General features: G+C 58.1%; 17 protein-coding genes. 7 read left to right on the forward strand and 10 right to left on the reverse strand.

The genetic code is table 11. The features are described from left to right. From yidD to rpmH, 3 genes are read right to left on the reverse strand one after another with little or no spacing between them, the layout of a single operon-like run. Entirely contained in the window at nucleotides 1–246 is a 246-nt protein-coding gene (gene yidD / locus E3O56_RS02165) for a membrane protein insertion efficiency factor YidD (protein ID WP_019816912.1), read from the reverse strand. Further along, nucleotides 239–643, reverse strand: a complete 405-nt coding sequence (rnpA, locus tag E3O56_RS02170; protein WP_003177079.1) for a ribonuclease P protein component — start codon at nucleotides 641–643, stop codon at nucleotides 239–241. The genes yidD and rnpA overlap by 8 nt, the downstream gene beginning before the upstream one ends. Nucleotides 644–659: 16 nt before the next feature. Further along, nucleotides 660–794, reverse strand: a complete 135-nt coding sequence (rpmH, locus tag E3O56_RS02175; protein ID WP_003213577.1) for a 50S ribosomal protein L34 — start codon at nucleotides 792–794, stop codon at nucleotides 660–662. A 575-nt stretch (nucleotides 795–1369) separates the two neighbouring features. Here rpmH and dnaA point away from each other — a divergent pair. From dnaA to gyrB, 4 genes are read left to right on the forward strand one after another with little or no spacing between them, the layout of a single operon-like run. After that, entirely contained in the window at nucleotides 1370–2887 is a 1518-nt protein-coding gene (gene dnaA, locus E3O56_RS02180) for a chromosomal replication initiator protein DnaA (protein ID WP_032878608.1), read from the forward strand. A gap of 38 nt (nucleotides 2888–2925) precedes the next feature. Continuing rightward, nucleotides 2926–4029 (forward strand): DNA polymerase III subunit beta, encoded by a 1104-nt coding sequence (gene dnaN / locus E3O56_RS02185; RefSeq protein WP_005783345.1) that lies wholly within the window; start codon nucleotides 2926–2928, stop codon nucleotides 4027–4029. Nucleotides 4030–4049: 20 nt separating this feature from the next. After that, a complete protein-coding gene (gene recF / locus E3O56_RS02190; RefSeq protein ID WP_032878606.1) occupies nucleotides 4050–5153 on the forward strand; it encodes a DNA replication/repair protein RecF in 1104 nt (367 codons plus the stop codon). Between the two features lie 4 nt (nucleotides 5154–5157). Further along, nucleotides 5158–7575: a DNA topoisomerase (ATP-hydrolyzing) subunit B gene (gene gyrB / locus E3O56_RS02195; protein WP_005783347.1), complete on the forward strand. Its 2418-nt coding sequence runs from the start codon at nucleotides 5158–5160 to the stop codon at nucleotides 7573–7575. Nucleotides 7576–7678: 103 nt separating this feature from the next. On the opposite strand, the gene E3O56_RS02200 is transcribed toward gyrB, so the two are convergent. After that, a complete protein-coding gene (locus E3O56_RS02200) occupies nucleotides 7679–8401 on the reverse strand; it encodes a response regulator transcription factor (protein ID WP_005783372.1) in 723 nt (240 codons plus the stop codon). Between the two features lie 371 nt (nucleotides 8402–8772). Between E3O56_RS02200 and E3O56_RS02205 the strand changes: the two genes are divergently transcribed. Then, nucleotides 8773–11052 (forward strand): CHASE2 domain-containing protein, encoded by a 2280-nt coding sequence (locus E3O56_RS02205; RefSeq protein ID WP_248127782.1) that lies wholly within the window; start codon nucleotides 8773–8775, stop codon nucleotides 11050–11052. 181 nt (nucleotides 11053–11233) lie between these two features. On the opposite strand, the gene E3O56_RS02210 is transcribed toward E3O56_RS02205, so the two are convergent. The 4 genes from E3O56_RS02210 to glyQ form a co-directional block, all read right to left on the reverse strand. Continuing rightward, a complete protein-coding gene (locus E3O56_RS02210) occupies nucleotides 11234–12004 on the reverse strand; it encodes a lysophospholipid acyltransferase family protein (protein WP_005783374.1) in 771 nt (256 codons plus the stop codon). Between the two features lie 82 nt (nucleotides 12005–12086). Next, nucleotides 12087–12626, reverse strand: a complete 540-nt coding sequence (gene gmhB, locus E3O56_RS02215) for a D-glycero-beta-D-manno-heptose 1,7-bisphosphate 7-phosphatase (protein ID WP_177327431.1) — start codon at nucleotides 12624–12626, stop codon at nucleotides 12087–12089. Beyond that, nucleotides 12626–14680: a glycine--tRNA ligase subunit beta gene (glyS, locus tag E3O56_RS02220; protein ID WP_032878605.1), complete on the reverse strand. Its 2055-nt coding sequence runs from the start codon at nucleotides 14678–14680 to the stop codon at nucleotides 12626–12628. Before glyS ends, gmhB begins: the two co-directional genes overlap by 1 nt. Continuing rightward, nucleotides 14677–15630, reverse strand: a complete 954-nt coding sequence (glyQ, locus tag E3O56_RS02225; RefSeq protein WP_003213601.1) for a glycine--tRNA ligase subunit alpha — start codon at nucleotides 15628–15630, stop codon at nucleotides 14677–14679. The genes glyS and glyQ overlap by 4 nt, the downstream gene beginning before the upstream one ends. Before the next feature lie 81 nt (nucleotides 15631–15711). Between glyQ and tag the strand changes: the two genes are divergently transcribed. Further along, nucleotides 15712–16269, forward strand: coding sequence for a DNA-3-methyladenine glycosylase I (gene tag / locus E3O56_RS02230; protein WP_005783377.1), 558 nt, complete (start codon nucleotides 15712–15714; stop codon nucleotides 16267–16269). A 40-nt stretch (nucleotides 16270–16309) separates the two neighbouring features. Further along, a complete protein-coding gene (locus tag E3O56_RS02235) occupies nucleotides 16310–17197 on the forward strand; it encodes a lysophospholipid acyltransferase (RefSeq protein WP_005783378.1) in 888 nt (295 codons plus the stop codon). A 134-nt stretch (nucleotides 17198–17331) separates the two neighbouring features. Here the strand turns inward: E3O56_RS02235 and E3O56_RS02240 are convergent, their stop codons facing one another. Beyond that, entirely contained in the window at nucleotides 17332–17643 is a 312-nt protein-coding gene (locus E3O56_RS02240) for a tetratricopeptide repeat protein (protein WP_223017804.1), read from the reverse strand. Between the two features lie 18 nt (nucleotides 17644–17661). After that, nucleotides 17662–19035: a Trk system potassium transporter TrkA gene (trkA, locus tag E3O56_RS02245; RefSeq protein WP_014716287.1), complete on the reverse strand. Its 1374-nt coding sequence runs from the start codon at nucleotides 19033–19035 to the stop codon at nucleotides 17662–17664.

Below are 19035 nucleotides of genomic sequence, written 5' to 3' on the forward strand. Positions count from 1 at the left end.
TTACTCGGCCATCGAAGAAGAACGGGAGGTAGGGATAGGTGGAACCGGGTCATAACCACCGGGATTCCACGGATGACAGCGACCTAAACGACGAAAGGTCAGCCAGCCACCGCGCAGAAGACCATGATTTTCTATGGCCTCTAACGCGTAGCAGGAACAACTGGGGTAGAAACGACAGTGGCTGGCCATCAGAGGACTAATGGCATAGCGATAAAACTGGATCGGAACGATTGCCAGTTTACGCATCAAGGCTGTCTACCCCTACAGTTTCGGTGCTGACTGCTGGTGCTGGCTTGTGGGTACGAGCCAAACGTTTCCAGAGCTTGCCGAAATGCTGAATCAATTCGGGGTTTTCTACATCACCCAAGCCTTTGCGCGCGACGATAACAATATCCCAACCAACCAGAGTGTCCTGGTGGAGGCGAAACGATTCGCGCATCAGACGCTTGAGGCGATTGCGCTCAACGGAGAGCTTGACGCTCTTCTTGCCAATCACCAGCCCGAGACGGGGGTGATCAAGATCGTTGTTACGCGCAAGGAGCAGGAGATTTTTCCCCGGAACCTTGCCGGTGGGGGAGTCAAAGACTGCCTTGAAATGCCGGGGGGTAAGCAGACGCTTTTCCCGACTGAAGTCCTGACTCACCACCAGTACCGGATTATCAAACTGCCAGACGCGCACGACCTTTGGCGCGGCGACGCGACAGGACAGCACGGCCGTTCTTGGTAGCCATGCGAGCACGGAAGCCGTGAGTACGGGCGCGTTTGATGGTGCTTGGTTGGAAAGTACGTTTCATGGCGTTGTTACCTGGTTCGTCCACAACGGGCCGGAATGGCCCCCGTTTTAAGAGACCGGCGATTCTAGAGAAAGCAAGCCTCTAGGTCAATTTCCAACCAGCTTTTCCTTCAATTAGATCTTTGCCGCCTTCCGAGCCGTTCTGCTTTCATCCGCCATGCCATAGATATAAAAATAAAGAAGGAAGTTATTTAAAGCTTTTCTGTAAAGCTTATAAAAGCTAGCCAGGCGATCATCTGTGGATAACTGCCTTTAGCCCTTATTCTGCGCGCTGTACAGAGAATGACAACACGGGGGAGAAGCAGTGCTCTGCCTGTGCTGCGCTATCGGATAAGCTGTGCGTGGAATGGGTTGTTATCCACAGGCCGGTTACCCACAGACTTTTGCCCCCACTTGTGCAACGAGCTCAGGGTGGCTTATCCACAGAGCTTATGCACAGACCATTGGTCGCCTTTTCTGCGGTTAACACATTGATTTTGGGTGCCCTGTGAGCAACCTACATGTGGATAAGTGGGCGGCTGGTCGCTACAATGGCGGCTGTTTTTGCCTCACCGGCTTTCAACTTAGGGGATATCCGTGTCAGTGGAACTTTGGCAGCAGTGCGTTGAGCTTTTGCGCGATGAGCTGCCTGCCCAGCAATTCAACACCTGGATCCGTCCGCTACAGGTCGAAGCCGAAGGCGACGAGTTGCGTGTCTACGCACCCAATCGTTTTGTTCTCGACTGGGTCAATGAGAAGTACCTGAGCCGCGTTCTCGAATTGCTCGATGAACATGGCAATGGCCTCGCGCCCGTGCTCTCCTTATTAATAGGCAGCAAACGTAGCTCAGCACCCCGTGCTGCGCCGAACGCGCCTTTGGCTGCAGCGGCATCGCAAGCCCAGGCGGCAGCGGCACCGGTTGCTGCTTCTACTGCACCTGCTGCAACGTCGTCCAAATCCTCTGCGCAAAAAAATGCGCCAGAGCATGAAGAACCGTCTCGCGACAGCTTCGATCCGATGGCAGGCGCCAGCTCCCAGCAGGCTCCCGTTCGTGCCGAACAGCGCACTGTGCAGGTTGAGGGTGGGCTCAAGCACACCAGTTATCTGAACCGCACCTTCACCTTCGAGAACTTCGTCGAGGGCAAGTCCAACCAACTGGCCCGTGCAGCTGCCTGGCAAGTCGCCGATAACCCCAAGCACGGTTACAACCCGCTCTTCCTTTATGGTGGCGTTGGCTTGGGTAAGACGCACTTGATGCACGCCGTAGGTAACCACCTACTAAAGAAGAACCCGAACGCCAAGGTCGTGTACCTGCATTCGGAGCGCTTCGTGGCTGACATGGTCAAGGCCCTGCAGCTCAATGCGATCAACGAGTTCAAGCGTTTCTACCGCTCCGTTGATGCTTTGCTGATCGATGACATTCAGTTCTTCGCTCGCAAGGAACGTTCCCAGGAAGAGTTTTTCCACACCTTCAACGCCCTGCTCGAAGGTGGCCAGCAGGTCATCTTGACCAGTGACCGTTACCCGAAAGAAATTGAAGGCTTGGAAGAGCGCCTGAAGTCGCGTTTCGGCTGGGGCCTGACCGTTGCGGTGGAACCGCCGGAGCTGGAAACCCGGGTTGCGATCCTGATGAAGAAGGCCGATCAGGCAAAGGTTGATCTGCCTCACGACGCTGCCTTCTTTATTGCCCAACGCATTCGCTCCAACGTGCGTGAGCTGGAGGGCGCGCTCAAGCGGGTCATCGCTCACTCGCACTTCATGGGCCGTGATATCACCATCGAGTTGATTCGCGAATCCCTGAAAGACTTGTTGGCCCTGCAGGACAAGTTGGTGAGTGTGGATAACATCCAGCGCACCGTGGCCGAGTACTACAAGATCAAGATTTCCGACCTGCTGTCCAAGCGCCGTTCGCGCTCGGTTGCACGCCCGCGTCAGGTGGCTATGGCTCTCTCCAAGGAGCTGACCAACCACAGCCTGCCGGAAATCGGCGATGTGTTTGGCGGTCGCGACCACACCACGGTCTTGCACGCCTGCCGCAAAATCAACGAACTTAAGGAATCCGACGCGGATATTCGCGAGGACTACAAGAACCTGCTGCGTACACTGACTACGTGATGACACCAGCGCAGCTTATTAAGGCAAGGGACTAGACCATGCATTTCACCATTCAACGCGAAGCCCTGTTGAAACCCCTGCAACTGGTCGCAGGCGTCGTCGAGCGCCGACAGACCTTGCCGGTGCTCTCCAACGTATTACTGGTGGTCGAAGGCCAGCAGTTGTCCTTGACCGGTACCGACCTGGAAGTCGAGCTGGTTGGTCGTGTGCAGCTTGAAGAGCCCGCCGAACCCGGCGAAATCACTGTGCCGGCGCGCAAGCTGATGGACATCTGCAAAAGCCTGCCCAACGATGCGCTGATTGACATCAAGGTCGATGAGCAAAAATTGGTGGTCAAGGCTGGCCGTAGCCGGTTCACTCTGTCGACCTTGCCGGCCAATGACTTCCCAACCGTGGAAGAAGGGCCAGGCTCGCTGACGTGCAGCCTGGAGCAAAGCAAGCTGCGTCGCTTGATCGAGCGCACCAGCTTCGCCATGGCCCAGCAGGACGTGCGCTACTACCTTAACGGCATGTTGCTGGAAGTATCCGAAGGCATCATTCGTGCGGTTGCCACTGACGGTCACCGTCTGGCGATGTGCTCGATGCGTGCCGATATCGGCCAGCCTGATCGTCACCAGGTGATCGTTCCGCGCAAAGGTATCCTTGAGTTGGCGCGCTTGCTCACCGAGCCGGACGGCAATGTCAGCATCGTGTTGGGTCAGCACCATATCCGCGCGACCACTGGTGAGTTCACCTTCACCTCCAAATTGGTTGACGGCAAGTTCCCGGATTACGAGCGTGTGTTGCCTAAAGGTGGCGACAAGCTGGTGATTGGCGATCGCCAGGCCTTGCGTGAAGCGTTCAGCCGTACTGCGATTCTGTCTAACGAAAAGTACCGTGGTATTCGCCTGCAATTGGCCAACGGGCAATTGAAAATCCAGGCCAACAACCCGGAGCAGGAAGAGGCAGAAGAAGAAGTTGGCGTCGACTACAACGGCGGCTCTCTGGAAATCGGCTTTAACGTGAGCTACCTGTTGGACGTGCTGGGCGTCATGACTACCGAACAGGTTCGCCTGATCCTGTCGGACTCCAACAGCAGCGCCCTGGTGCAAGAATCCGATAACGACGACTCGGCTTACGTTGTCATGCCGATGCGCCTGTAATCATGCTCAGCAGAAGCTAGATGTCCCTTAGTCGCGTCTCTGTCACCGCGGTGCGTAATCTGCACCCGGTGACCTTCTCCCCTTCCCCCCGCATCAATATCCTCCATGGCGCCAACGGCAGTGGCAAAACCAGTGTGCTGGAAGCTATCCACTTGTTGGGGCTGGCCCGTTCCTTCCGCAGTGCCCGCCTGTTGCCGGTGATTCAGTACGAACAGTTGGCGTGTACAGTGTTTGGCCAAGTCGAGTTGGCGGAAGGTGGTCAGAGTGCACTGGGGATATCCCGCGATCGCGGCGGGGAGTTTCAGATTCGTATCGACGGGCAAAATGCGCGCAGTGCCGCACAACTGGCAGAAATTCTGCCGTTGCAGTTGATCAACCCCGACAGCTTCCGTCTGTTGGAAGGTGCACCGAAAATCCGCCGCCAATTTCTGGACTGGGGTGTGTTCCACGTGGAACCCCGCTTCATGGCCACTTGGCAGCGCCTGCAGAAGGCCCTGCGGCAGCGGAACTCATGGCTGCGGCATGGTACACTTGACGCCGCTTCGCAAGCAGCCTGGGACCGAGAGCTATGCCTGGCCAGCGACGAAATAGATGAGTACCGTCGTGCCTATATCAAAGCCTTGAAACCAGTCTTTGAGCAGACCTTGAGCGAGTTGTTGGACCTCGAGGGGCTGACGCTGAGTTACTACCGAGGTTGGGATAAAGACCGTGAGCTCAGTGCTGTGCTTGCGACGTCCCTGCAGCGGGATCAGCAAATCGGACACACCCAGGCCGGCCCCCAACGCGCTGATTTGCGCCTTAGATTAGGTGCACATAATGCTGCGGATATTTTGTCCCGCGGCCAGCAGAAGTTGGTGGTGTGTGCGCTGCGTATTGCGCAAGGGCACTTGGTTAGCCAGGCAAGGCGCGGTCAGTGTATTTATCTGGTGGATGACTTGCCGTCGGAGCTCGACGAGCAGCACCGCCGTTCGCTATGCCGCTTGTTGGAAGACTTACGCTGCCAGGTATTCATTACCTGTGTAGACCACGAATTATTGAGGGAAGGCTGGCAGACGGAAACGCCAGTCGCTTTGTTCCACGTGGAACAAGGCCGTATCACCCAGACCCACGACCATCGGGAGTGAAGGCATGAGCGAAGAAAACACGTACGACTCGACCAGCATTAAAGTGCTGAAAGGTTTGGATGCCGTACGCAAACGTCCCGGTATGTACATTGGCGACACCGATGATGGTAGCGGTCTGCACCACATGGTGTTCGAGGTGGTCGATAACTCCATCGACGAAGCTCTGGCCGGTCACTGCGACGACATCAGCATTATCATCCACCCGGATGAGTCCATTACCGTGCGTGACAACGGTCGTGGCATCCCGGTAGACGTGCACAAAGAAGAAGGCGTTTCGGCGGCAGAGGTCATCATGACCGTGCTCCACGCCGGCGGTAAATTCGACGACAACTCCTATAAAGTATCCGGCGGTTTGCACGGTGTAGGTGTGTCGGTAGTGAACGCTCTGTCCGAAGAGTTGATTCTCACCGTTCGCCGTAGCGGCAAGATCTGGGAACAGACTTACGTCCACGGTGTGCCACAGGAACCGATGAAAATCGTTGGTGACAGTGAAACCACCGGTACCCAGATCCACTTCAAGCCATCGGCTGAGACCTTCAAGAACATCCACTTCAGCTGGGACATCCTGGCCAAGCGGATTCGTGAACTGTCCTTCCTCAACTCCGGTGTTGGCATCGTCCTCAAGGATGAGCGCAGCGGCAAGGAAGAGTTGTTCAAGTACGAAGGCGGCCTGCGTGCGTTTGTTGAATACCTGAACACCAACAAGACTGCGGTCAACCAGGTGTTCCACTTCAACATCCAGCGTGAAGACGGCATCGGCGTGGAAATCGCCCTGCAGTGGAACGACAGCTTCAACGAGAACCTGTTGTGCTTCACCAACAACATTCCCCAGCGCGATGGCGGTACTCACCTGGTGGGTTTCCGTTCTGCGTTGACGCGTAACCTGAACACCTACATCGAAGCGGAAGGTTTGGCGAAGAAGCATAAAGTCGCCACCACCGGTGACGATGCTCGTGAAGGTCTGACGGCGATTATCTCGGTCAAGGTTCCGGATCCGAAGTTCAGCTCCCAGACCAAAGACAAGCTGGTGTCTTCCGAAGTGAAGACCGCGGTTGAACAGGAAATGGGCAAGTACTTCTCCGACTTCCTGTTGGAAAACCCCAACGAGGCCAAGCTGGTTGTCGGCAAGATGATCGATGCTGCCCGCGCCCGTGAAGCCGCGCGTAAAGCCCGTGAGATGACCCGTCGTAAAGGCGCGCTGGATATCGCCGGCTTGCCTGGCAAACTGGCTGACTGCCAGGAGAAGGACCCTGCCCTCTCCGAACTGTACCTGGTGGAAGGTGACTCTGCTGGCGGTTCCGCCAAGCAGGGTCGTAACCGTCGCACCCAGGCCATCCTGCCGTTGAAGGGCAAGATCCTCAACGTTGAGAAGGCGCGCTTCGACAAGATGATTTCCTCTCAGGAAGTCGGCACCTTGATCACTGCACTCGGCTGCGGTATTGGCCGTGATGAGTACAACATCGACAAGCTGCGTTACCACAACATCATCATCATGACCGATGCTGACGTCGACGGTTCGCACATCCGTACCCTGCTCCTGACGTTCTTCTTCCGTCAGTTGCCAGAGCTGATCGAGCGTGGCTACATCTACATTGCCCAGCCGCCGTTGTACAAGGTGAAAAAAGGCAAGCAAGAGCAATACATCAAAGACGACGACGCCATGGAAGAGTACATGACGCAGTCGGCCCTGGAAGATGCCAGCCTGCACCTGAACGACGAAGCCCCGGGCATCTCCGGTGAGGCGCTGGAGCGTCTGGTCAACGACTTCCGTATGGTCATGAAGACGCTCAAGCGTTTGTCGCGCTTGTATCCTCAGGAGTTGACCGAGCACTTCATCTACCTGCCGGCCGTGAGCCTGGAGCAGTTGGGCGATCACGCCGCCATGCAGGATTGGCTGGCCCAGTACGAAGTGCGTCTGCGTACCGTTGAGAAGTCTGGCCTGGTGTACAAAGCCAGCCTGCGCGAAGACCGCGAACGTAACGTGTGGCTGCCGGAGGTCGAACTGATCTCCCACGGTTTGTCGAACTACGTCACCTTCAACCGCGACTTCTTCGGCAGCAACGATTACAAAACGGTCGTCACCCTCGGCGCGCAACTGAGCACCCTGCTGGACGATGGTGCTTACATTCAGCGTGGCGAGCGCAAGAAAGCGGTCAAAGAGTTCAAGGAAGCCCTGGACTGGCTGATGGCTGAAAGCACCAAGCGCCATACCATCCAGCGATACAAAGGTCTTGGCGAGATGAACCCGGATCAGCTGTGGGAAACCACCATGGACCCGGCTCAGCGTCGTATGTTGCGTGTGACCATCGAAGACGCCATTGGCGCAGACCAGATCTTCAACACCCTGATGGGTGATGCGGTCGAGCCTCGTCGTGACTTCATCGAGAGCAACGCCTTGGCGGTGTCTAACCTGGATTTCTGATCAGGTAAACCTGCTTGAACAAAAAGGCCAACGCTTAGCGTTGGCCTTTTTTATTGGGTGATGGTTAAGCGTTTTAAAATGCTCCACGTGGAACATCAAGATTTCAACTTTGCGCCGTTGTCGCCACACTCTCCAAACGATACCCATATCCATAGATCGTCAACAGCTGCCAGCCGCGATCCGCCGTCAGCCCGAGCTTGTTACGCAGACGGTAGATATGGGTATCCAAAGGCCGTGACGAGACCATTTCCTCATGGCTCCAAAACCGCTCATACAGGTACTCGCGAGACAGCGGCCGGGCCAGGTTGGCAAACAGGCAACTGGCCAGGCGGTATTCCCGCTCTGTCAGGTTAATGGGTTTGCCGGCGCGGGTGACGGTCAGTTCGGCATCGTCGAAGGTTAGATCATTAAAGCTCTGTACTTCCTGGGTAGCCGACTTCTGCAAGCCGTGACGTCGCAGGACGGCGCTGACGCGTGCTTTGAGCTCGTTGGGGCGAAAGGGTTTGCTGACGTAATCATCTGCGCCGCTGTTCAATGCGGTGACGATATCGCTTTCGGCATCGCGACTGGTGAGCATGATGACCGCGGGGGGCGATTCCATGTGTTCGCGGGTCCAGCGCAACAAGGCAATGCCCGAGATATCCGGCAGTTGCCAGTCCAGGATCAGCAGGTCAAAGGTTTCCCGCCGCAGTTGGCGCAGCAGGTCTTCGCCGCGCTCAAAGAAATGCAGCGACCATGGCTGTTCCGCAGTGCTGGGAATCTGTCGCAGTGTCTGTTCCACCCGTCGCAACTCGGCGGGCTCGTCATCCAGTATTGCGACTCGCATGGGGGTCCTTCCTACAAAAAATACGACTGCTTTAATGAGAGGCGACTGTGCAAAGCCAGCCTCTGAATCTGAACAATTATGGGCGGATTCTACGATCCTTGTATCTCTCGATACGCTGATAAGATCCCGTGATGCTCAAAGCAAAGATACCGGCTCCTGTCTGTGAGGAAAAGGACTCGCTCATACCCTGCCCTGCAACAAGGTGAGGTATGGTTTGTTGCACGGTTCTGGGTAAAGTCCTCAACTGAGACCGAAATAAGCTTCACTTGTTTCAGAACACTGTTGAACGTCACCACATGGAGAGGGAGCGGGCCTATGGCACCTTTACCCGATGACCATCAATGCCTTCGCATACTTTCGGTGGTAGCCCTGTGAAACTATGGCGCAGAGCCGAGAAACGCCAACCCACCCAGGCACAGCTGTTGTTCCACGGGTTGGTCCGTGAATGGCTGCTGATCGGTCTGGTGTTACTGCCCTTTACCGTTTACCTGTCCTTGAGCCCGGGCCTGGCACTGAATAACCCTCTCTACGACAGCCTGCGCCGCCTGACACCTTTACCGGTGGATCCACGGATTCTGCTGGTCACCATTGATGCGCCCAGCCTGGAAATACTCGGCCCATGGCCGTGGCCGCGCAGTGTGCATGCAGATCTGATTGAACGCCTTAGCGCCGCCCAGCCGGCAGGCATTCTGTTTGACGTAGTCTTCAGCGAACCTAGCAAGGGGGCCGATGGACGACGGTTGGCTGATGCGGTCTGCAATGCTGGCAATGTACTGCTGCCCATCGTCGGTGATAGCAGCGTAAGTCCCAGCCTGCCAGGAGAGCCGCTGTCACCGTTGCTCAAGTGCGCCAAGGGCGTGGGGCATATCAACGTCGAAGCGGATAGCGACGGCATCGTACGCAGCGTGTATCTGCGTGAAGGCCCGCCGGGAAGCACGCTCCCTCAATTGGCATGGTTGGCGTTTGCGCTGAGTGAGCAAGCACCGGTAATGCCGGGCCTGACCCAGGAGCCCAGCAGCCAGCAGTGGCATCAGGAGCATGAAATCCGCGTGCCTTTCACCTCGGAAGATGACCACTTTCCCAGCGTGTCCTACCTCAGCGTATTACGCGGCGAGGTAGCTCCCGAGACACTGCGCGGCCGGCTGATTCTGATAGGTGCCACGGCGTATGGAATGGCCGATCGTTTTGTGACACCGCTCTCCTCCACCGTCGGCACGACCGCAGGAGTGGAGATCCAGGCCGATATCCTCAATGGTCTGTTGCAGGGACGCAGCATTGTCGACCTGCCCGGATGGCTTGCTGCCCTGTTGGCGACATCCCTGGTGACCTTGCTGCTGGGCCTTCTGCTGTATCGCCCTCGCTACGCCCTGTGGATGACCCTGGGTGGCATGACCGCGGCGCTGGTGGGCTCATGGGCATTGCTGCGCCTTGGGCATTGGTGGTCTCCCGCCGCGTGTTTGATCGGGCTGTTACTCAGCTATCTCATCTGGAACTGGCGGCGCCTGAGCGTCATCCTGGCCTACTTTGGTTGGGAACTGGCGCGGCTGGATAACGAGCCCAAGGTGCTGCCGGAGCGTCGTCGTGCGCCCGCCAGCAAGGGTGATGTGTTGCAGGGGCGGATCTTTGCCCTTGAGCAGGCAGTCAGTCGTACGCGTGATACGCGGCGCTTTATGGCTGACGGGTTGGAGTGCCTGCCGGTGGCTACGCTGATAACCGACCCACAGGGCAATATTCTGTTGGCCAACCGTGTAGCCCGTGATGTGTTTGGTAACGACCTGGTCAATTCAAACCTCATCGAACAACTCGCCGATCTGGGTTATCCCCCGCTGCATAACGGCGTACGCCCTGCCCTGTCAGCACTGGAATTGGTTGAGTTCCGCGATATCCACCAGCGCAGTCTGCGGATGGAGCTTGCGCCCTTGCTTCCGGCCGAAGGTGACTTCGCCCTCGGATGGCTGTTGAGCCTGACGGACCTGAGCAAGGAGCGAGAAGCCCAGCAGCATCGCGAGACCATGCTGCGTTTCCTCTCCCACGACCTACGCGCACCCCATTCGGCGATCCTCGCCCTGCTGGATGTGCATAACGGCGAATCGCCAGTCTTTGCCCAGGTCGAACAACAGGTCCGACGGGCATTGAGCCTTACCGAATCCTTTGTGCAATTGGCCAAGGCCGAGGCTGACGGTTACCAGTTCCAGCCTACCTTGTTCGCCATGCTGGTGATGGACGCCTTTGATCAGGTTGCGGTGATTGCGCAGCTCAAGGGCATCCATCTGGTCAACGACCTGGATGAGGCGGATGAAGCCATGATCCATGCCGATCAATCATTGCTTACCCGTGCGTTGTTCAACGTGCTGGAGAATGCGATCAAATATTCCCCATCCGGCACTACCGTCAGGTTGAGGCACGGCAGTGCACAGGGTTGGTTGGAATGCCGCATCAGCGATCAGGGGCCGGGGATTGCCCCCGAGGATTTACCGGAACTGTTCAGCCAATACCGGCGTTTCGATTCGGCCCAGGGCAGTGATGGTCTTGGACTGGGGCTGACGATGGTTAAGGCCGTGGTGGAACGGCACGGTGGACGCATCGTTTGTGAAAGTGAGCTGGGCAAGGGCTCGACATTCATCCTGTTATTGCCGCAGTTGGAAGACTAAAAAACCGACTTTTCTGCTGTGCATAAAAAACCGGTCACAAGGACCGGTTTTTTTATGAAGAAAAAACTTATGCACGTTTTTCGAGATTTTATGACCTTCAGAAATATGCAGCTAAATCAGAAGGTTATGAATCAAAAAAGCCAATTCGCCAACAAAGCGTGCACAGGTTATCCACAGATCCTCAAATCGCCGGGGTCTCGACTACCAAGGGCTCAGGAGGCAGGGAACCCATGGCTCGCTGCTGTGCTTCATTCCATGCAGCGGCGCGGTCGTTCAGTGCAGCAATCGCACGCGGCCCCTCGCCTTCTGCGTACATCGGCTCGCCTATAACCACGGTGATGGTGCCAGCGCGTTTGGCCCAGCCGGTCTTCGGCCAGAACTTGCCGGCATTGTGGGCAATGGGCAGCACCGGCAGGTTGGCGTTGACCGCCAATGCCGTACCGCCCCGTGAGAACTTGCCTACGGTGCCGTAGGGCACACGCGTACCTTCGGGGAAGATCAGTACCCAGACGCCGTCCTTGAGCAACTCGTCGCCCTTCTTGGCCACGTGCTTGAGCGCCGCCTTGGGGTTGTCACGGTCAATGGCGATCGGGCGCAACATGGCCATGGCCCAGCCAAAGAACGGTACGTACAACAGTTCACGCTTAAGCACCTGGCTCAGGGGCGAGAAGTACGCGGAAAGAAAGAAGGTTTCCCAAGTGCTTTGGTGGTTCGACAAAATCACGCAGGGTTGGTCCGGGACGTTTTCTGCGCCCTTGACCTCAAAACGGATGTTCAGGAACACCTTGCTCAGCCACAACGCGCAACGGCACCAATAAACGTTGATGAAGCGATAACGCGCCTTGAACGGCAGGAAGGGGGCAATAAAAAAGCTCAGGGTGCACCAGAGAAACGAACTGGTGCCCAGCAGCAGGTAAAAGAAAAAGGTTCTGATGGCCTGCAAGATCGACATGGCGGCATTTACCGTTGCGGGACACGGCCCGCCTGTTAAAAGCGCACTCCCGAACAATCCTTGGTCAGGAAGTCGAGGGCGGCTAGTTGTTAATAAGTTCTGCGGCAACCGCCGCCAGATCGTCAAAAATCAAAGTGCCTACCGGCAGGTTTTTCGCCTGGGTCTTTTCGCCTTTTCCGGTCTTTACCAAAACTGGCTGAGAGTCGACGGCTTTGGCCGCCTCCAGGTCACCGAGGCTGTCCCCGACGAACCATATCCCAGCCAAGGGCACCTTGTAATGTTCTGCAATAGTTTTCAACATGCCAGGCTTGGGCTTGCGGCAATCGCAGCCCTCATCCGGCCCGTGAGGGCAGTAAACCACCAGCCCCACCTCACCTCCCTGTTCGGCCACCAACGTGCGCAAGCGCGCGTGCATGGCGTCCAGGGTGGCGATGTCGTAGTAACCGCGGGCGATGCCGGACTGGTTGGTGGCGATGGCCACCGTCCAGCCGGCTTTGCTCAACTGCGCGATGGCCTCGATCGAGCCGGGCAAGGGGATCCACTCCTGTACCGACTTGATGTAAGCGTCGGAGTCGTAGTTGATCACCCCGTCCCGATCGAGAATCAGCAGTTTCAACATGATCAACCCAATACGGAAATGTCAGCGATATTGATGAACAGGCCACGCAAACGCGCGAGCATGGCGTAACGGTTTTTCCGCACGCCGGCATCGTCGGCATTGATCATCACCGCTTCGAAGAACGCGTCTACCGGCTCACGCAGAGACGCCAGGCGCGCCAACGCTTCAGCGTAGTTACGCTCCGCTATCAGCGGTTTCACAGCGTTCTCGGCCTTGGCGATGGCGGAGTTCAGCGAGAACTCTTTGGCATCGGCAAACAGGCTTGGGTCAACGTCGGCATTGCCGAGGTTGTCGGCCTTGCTCAGCAGGTTCGACACACGCTTGTTCACGGCCGCCAGGGCATCGGCTTCCGGCAGCTTGCGGAACGCTTGTACGGCTTGTACGCGCTGGTCGAAGTCCAGTGCCGAACCCGGTTGCAGGGCACGTACCGACAGGTAGACGGAAACGTCCACGCCTTCGTCTTCGTAACGCGCACGCAGGCGGTCGAACACGAACTCCAGCACTTGCTCGGCCAGGCCGGCTTGCTTGACCTTGGTCCCGAACTGGCCGACCGCGAACACCACGGCCTGGGTCAGGTCGAGATCCAGCTTCTTGTCGATCAGGATCCGCAGCACGCCCAATGCCGCACGGCGCAGGGCATACGGGTCTTTGCTACCGGTGGGCAACATACCGATACCGAAGATACCCACCAGCGTATCGAGCTTGTCGGCGATGGCCACGGCCGCACCCGTCAGGGTGGTCGGCAATTCTGCACCGGCACCGCGTGGCATGTACTGCTCGTTCAGGGCCAGGGCGACGTCGTCCGGCTCGCCGTCGTTGAGGGCGTAGTAGTAACCGGCGACACCTTGCATCTCAGGGAACTCGCCAACCATCTCGGTGGCCAGGTCGCACTTGGACAGCAAGCCGGCACGGGCGGCCCAGGCTGCGTCGCCGCCGATGCGTGGCGCAATGTAGGCCGCCAGCTTGGAAACCCGCACGGCCTTGTCGTAGACACTGCCGAGTTTTTCCTGGAACACCACGTTTTGCAGGCGCAGGTTGAAGTCTTCGAGCTTCTGTTTCTTATCTTGCTTGAAGAAGAACTCGGCATCGGTCAGGCGCGGGCGAACGACTTTCTCGTTACCGGCGATGATCTGCTGCGGGTCCTTGCTTTCGATGTTGGCCACGGTGATAAAGCGCGGGAGCAACTTACCGTCTGCGTCCAGCAGGCAGAAATACTTCTGGTTGTCCTGCATGGTGGTGATCAACGCTTCTTGCGGCACGTCGAGGAAACGCTCTTCGAACGAGCACACCAGCGGCACCGGCCATTCCACCAGGGCGGTCACTTCGTCCAGCAGGCTTGGCGGCACGATGGCGGTGCCTTCCTGCAGGCGGGCCAATTCTTCGGTGCGCTTGCTGATCAGCTCGCGACGCTCATTGGCATCGGCCAATACGTAAGCGGCGCGCAGGTCGTTGAGGTAGTTGGCCGGCGAAGTGATGCGCACGCTTTCGGGATGATGGAAGCGGTGACCACGGGAATCACGACCAGCCTTCTGGGCGAGGATGGTGCAATCAATGACCTGGTCACCGAGCAGCATTACCAGCCATTGGGTCGGACGTACGAACTCTTCCTTGCGCGCACCCCAGCGCATGCGCTTGGGGATAGGCAGGTCGTTCAGGGAGTCTTCAACGATGGTCGGCAGCAGGCTGGCGGTCGGCTTGCCGGTGATGACCTGGCTGAAACGCAGTTTCGGGCCGCTCTGGTCGATCTCGCTCAGCTCTACGCCACATTTCTTGGCAAAGCCAAGGGCGGCTTGTGTCGGGTTGCCTTCGGCATCGAAAGCTGCCTGGCGCGGTGGGCCGTCCAGGTTGATGTTGCGGTCCGGCTGCTGGGTTTCCAGCGCGGTCAGCAGCACAGCCAGGCGGCGCGGCGCGGCGTAGACTTTTTTGGCTTCAAACTTCAGGCCGGCAGTCTGCAGGCCTTTTTCGATACCGGCCAGGAATGCATCGGCCAGGGTATTGAGTGCCTTGGGTGGCAGCTCTTCGGTGCCCAGTTCAACCAGGAAATCTTGAGCACTCATTGTGCAGCCTCCAGCTTAGCCAACACTTCATCACGCAGGTCAGGGGTTGCCATCGGGAAGCCCAGCTTGGCGCGAGCCAGCAAATAGGCTTGGGCGACGGAACGTGCCAGCGTGCGCACACGCAGGATGTATTGCTGGCGCGCAGTTACCGAGATGGCACGGCGGGCGTCCAGCAGGTTGAAGGTATGGGACGCCTTCAACACCATTTCATAGCTTGGCAACGGCAGCGGCTGGTCGAGTTCGATCAGGCGCTTGGCTTCGCTTTCATAGAAGTCGAACAGTTCGAACAGCTTCTCGACGTTGGCGTGTTCGAAGTTGTAGGTGGACTGCTCCACTTCGTTCTGGTGGAACACATCGCCGTAGGTCACTTTGCCGAACGGGCCGTCAGCCCATACCAGGTCGTAGACCGAGTCCACGCCCTGCAGGTACATGGCCAGGCGCTCGAGGCCGTAGGTGATCTCGCCGGTCACCGGGTAGCACTCGATGCCGCCGGCTTGCTGGAAGTAAGTGAACTGCGTCACTTCCATGCCATTGAGCCAGACTTCCCAGCCCAGGCCCCAGGCGCCCAGGGTTGGCGATTCCCAGTTGTCTTCGACAAAACGGATGTCGTGCACCAGTGGGTCGAGGCCGACGTGTTTCAGCGAGCCCAGGTACAGCTCCTGGAAATTATCCGGGTTGGGCTTCAATACCACCTGGAACTGGTAGTAGTGCTGCAGACGGTTCGGGTTTTCGCCGTAGCGGCCGTCAGTCGGGCGACGACTGGGCTGCACATAAGCGGCGTTCCAGGTTTCCGGGCCGATGGCCCGCAGGAATGTAGCGGTGTGGAAAGTGCCGGCGCCTACTTCCATATCGTAGGGCTGAAGTACCACACAACCTTGCTCGGCCCAGTATTGCTGGAGGGCGAGGATCAAGTCTTGGAAGGTACGCACGGCTGGCGTAGGCTGGCTCACGAAATTCACCTGTTACTTGGGCTGCGATTTAAAGAGCGGGAGTATACCCGATTCGGCCCCGCCACCACTCCCTGGAGCCTTATGCCACGCTGCTTTTGGTGTTCTGAAGATCCGCTGTACATGGCTTATCACGATCAAGAGTGGGGAACGCCGCTGCGCGATGCGCAGGGTTTGTTCGAGTTGCTTTTGCTCGAAGGGTTCCAGGCGGGCCTGTCCTGGATCACCGTTTTACGCAAACGCGAGCATTATCGAAAGGTCTTGTTCGGCTTTGATGCGCAGCGTCTGGCGCGGTTAAGCGATGAAGAAATCGAGGCGCTGATGCAGGATCCGGGCATCGTGCGCAATCGCTTGAAGCTCAATGCTACCCGGCGCAACGCCGCGGCCTGGCTGGCGCTGGAAGACCCGGTGGGGTTGCTGTGGTCATTTGTCGGCGGTAAACCCAAGGTCAATCACTTCAAGGATCGCAGCGACGTCCCGGCCATTACACCCGAGGCTGAAGCCATGAGCCGCGCCTTGAAGAAAGCCGGTTTCACCTTCGTCGGGCCGACCATCTGCTACGCCTTCATGCAGGCCTCGGGCATGGTCATGGACCACACTCAGGACTGTGACCGTTACGCGGACTTGGTCAACGCCGGTTAGAATGCCGGTTTTGCGCACCACACACGATCAGGAGTGACCTGTGGAAAAGTTTAAAGGCGCCTTGCTGGTAGGCGCTCTCCGGTTGTTTGCCCTGCTGCCCTGGCGCGCCGTACAAGCCGTCGGCACGGGCATCGGCTGGATCATGTGGAAAACCCCCAACCGCTCCCGCGACACCGTGCGGATCAACCTCTCCAAATGCTTCCCGGATATGGACCCGGCCGAGCGCGAGCGCCTGGTGGGCCGCAGCCTGATGGACATCGGCAAGTCCCTGACCGAAAGTGCTTGCGCGTGGATCTGGCCAGCCCAGCGCTCCATCGACCTGGTGCGGGAAGTCGAGGGCCTGGAAGTGTTGCACCAAGCCCTGGCCTCGGGCAAAGGCGTGGTGGGTATCACCAGTCACCTGGGCAACTGGGAAGTGCTGAACCACTTCTATTGCAGCCAGTGCAAACCGATCATTTTCTATCGCCCGCCCAAGCTCAAGGCGGTGGACGAACTGCTGCGCAAACAACGCGTGCAATTGGGCAACCGCGTGGCGGCGTCGACCAAGGAAGGCATTCTCAGCGTGATCAAGGAAGTGCGCAAAGGCGGCCAGGTAGGCATTCCTGCCGACCCGGAACCAGCCGAATCCGCCGGCATCTTCGTCCCGTTTTTCGCCACCCAGGCCCTCACCAGCAAATTCGTGCCGAACATGCTCGCGGGCCACAAGGCTGTTGGCGTATTCCTGCACGCGTTGCGCCTGCCGGACGGCTCAGGCTACAAAGTGATCCTGGAAGCGGCGCCGGAAGACATGTACAGCACCGACACCGCCACCTCCTGCGCGGCGATGAGCAAAGTGGTGGAGCGCTATGTGGGCGCCTACCCGAGCCAGTACATGTGGAGCATGAAGCGCTTCAAGAAGCGCCCGCCGGGTGAGGCGCGGTGGTACTGATTCACACCTGACTCAAGACCGATATAGAAACAATGTGGGAGGGGGCTTGCTCCCGATAGCGGTGGTTCAGTCAAATATGCATTGGCTGACACACTGCCATCGGGAGCAAGCCCCCTCCCACATTTAGTCCTGTATCAAGCCTGGCGATCGAGTTTCTTCAGGAACACGGTCATCTCTTTTTCGGCCTGCTTGTCGCCGTGGGCCTGGGCCGCTTCAATGCCTTTTTCCCACGCCTGTCGTGCTGAGGCACTGTCACCCTGCGCCTGGTGCGCCTTGCCCAACAGCTTCCACGCCGCCGAATACTTCGGATCGAACTCGACACACTTGCCCAGATGCTCGGCGGCTTTGGCGTTGTCCTTCAAGTCCAGATAACCCTTGCCCAAGCCGAAGCGCAGCAGCGAATTATCCACACCCTTGGCGAGCATTTTTTCCAGGGATTCGAGCATGTCGGTCACTCCGTTTGATCAGAAAAAGCTCAAGCCCACGTGGAACAGCTTCTCTACATCGCGGATATGTTTTTTATCCACAAGGAACAAAATCACATGGTCTCCAGTGGCGATCACCGTGTCGTCGTGGGCGATGATCACTTCTTCATCGCGGATGATTGCACCAATGGTGGTACCCGGCGGCAGGCCGATATCGCGGATGGCCTTGCCAATCACCTTGCTCGACTTCGAATCACCGTGGGCAATCGCCTCGATGGCTTCCGCCGCACCCCGGCGCAGGGAGTGCACGCTGACAATATCGCCACGCCGCACGTGGGCGAGCAAGGTACCGATGGTCGCCAGTTGGGGGCTGATGGCGATGTCGATATCGCCGCCCTGGATCAGGTCCACATAGGCCGGGTTGTTGATGATGGTCATCACCTTCTTCGCCCCCAGCCGCTTGGCCAGCAACGACGACATGATGTTGGCTTCGTCATCGTTGGTCAGGGCGAGGAAGATATCGGCGTCGGCGATGTTTTCTTCCATCAGCAGGTCGCGGTCCGAGGCGCTGCCTTGCAGTACGACAGTGCTGTCGAGGGTGTCGGACAAATGCCTGCAACGCGTCGGGCTCATCTCGATGATCTTCACCTGGTAGCGGCTTTCGATGGCCTCGGCCAACCGCTCGCCGATCTGCCCGCCGCCGGCGATGACGATGCGTTTGTAACTCTCGTCGAGCCTGCGCATTTCGCTCATGACCGCACGAATATTCGCCTTGGCGGCGATGAAAAACACTTCGTCGTCGGCCTCGATCACCGTGTCGCCTTGGGGCAGGATCGGCCGGTCACGACGGAAAATCGCGGCCACGCGGGTTTCCACGTTTGGCATGTGCTCACGCAGCTGGCGCAGTTGTTGGCCAACCAACGGCCCGCCGTAGTACGCCTTTACCGCCACCAGTTGCGCCTTGCCCTCGGCGAAGTCGATCACCTGCAAGGCGCCAGGGATTTCGATCAGGCGCTTGATGTAGTGGGTGACCACCTGTTCCGGGCTGATCAATACGTCCACCGGAATGGCGTCATTATCGAACAGGCCGGCGCGAGTCAGGTAGGCCGCTTCGCGCACCCGGGCGATCTTGGTTGGGGTGTGGAACAACGTATGAGCGACCTGGCACGCGACCATGTTGGTCTCGTCGCTGTTGGTCACCGCCACAAGCATGTCGGCATCGTCGGCACCCGCCTGACGCAGCACCGTTGGAAACGACGCCCGGCCTTGTACCGTGCGGATGTCCAGGCGGTCGCCCAGGTTGCGCAGGCGCTCGGCATCGGTGTCGACCACGGTGATGTCGTTGGCTTCGCCGGCCAAGTGTTCGGCCAGCGTGCCTCCGACCTGCCCTGCCCCAAGGATGATGATTTTCAT

The sequence above is a fragment of the Pseudomonas sp. W2Aug9 genome, assembly GCF_023127755.1.
Taxonomy (GTDB): Bacteria; Pseudomonadota; Gammaproteobacteria; order Pseudomonadales; family Pseudomonadaceae; genus Aquipseudomonas; species Aquipseudomonas synxantha_A.

Excerpts from the sequence above, each read along its gene's own strand:
- yidD (WP_019816912.1), bottom strand. The coding sequence starts at position 246 with ATGCGTAAACTGGCAATCGTTCCGATCCAGTTTTATCGCTATGCCATT.
- rpmH (WP_003213577.1), bottom strand. The coding sequence starts at position 794 with ATGAAACGTACTTTCCAACCAAGCACCATCAAACGCGCCCGTACTCAC.
- gyrB (WP_005783347.1), top strand. The coding sequence starts at position 5,158 with ATGAGCGAAGAAAACACGTACGACTCGACCAGCATTAAAGTGCTGAAA.
- glyS (WP_032878605.1), bottom strand. The coding sequence starts at position 14,680 with ATGAGTGCTCAAGATTTCCTGGTTGAACTGGGCACCGAAGAGCTGCCA.
- E3O56_RS02240 (WP_223017804.1), bottom strand. The coding sequence starts at position 17,643 with ATGCTCGAATCCCTGGAAAAAATGCTCGCCAAGGGTGTGGATAATTCG.
- E3O56_RS02200 (WP_005783372.1), bottom strand. The coding sequence starts at position 8,401 with ATGCGAGTCGCAATACTGGATGACGAGCCCGCCGAGTTGCGACGGGTG.
- trkA (WP_014716287.1), bottom strand. The coding sequence starts at position 19,035 with ATGAAAATCATCATCCTTGGGGCAGGGCAGGTCGGAGGCACGCTGGCC.
- recF (WP_032878606.1), top strand. The coding sequence starts at position 4,050 with ATGTCCCTTAGTCGCGTCTCTGTCACCGCGGTGCGTAATCTGCACCCG.
- E3O56_RS02210 (WP_005783374.1), bottom strand. The coding sequence starts at position 12,004 with ATGTCGATCTTGCAGGCCATCAGAACCTTTTTCTTTTACCTGCTGCTG.
- tag (WP_005783377.1), top strand. The coding sequence starts at position 15,712 with ATGCCACGCTGCTTTTGGTGTTCTGAAGATCCGCTGTACATGGCTTAT.
- dnaN (WP_005783345.1), top strand. The coding sequence starts at position 2,926 with ATGCATTTCACCATTCAACGCGAAGCCCTGTTGAAACCCCTGCAACTG.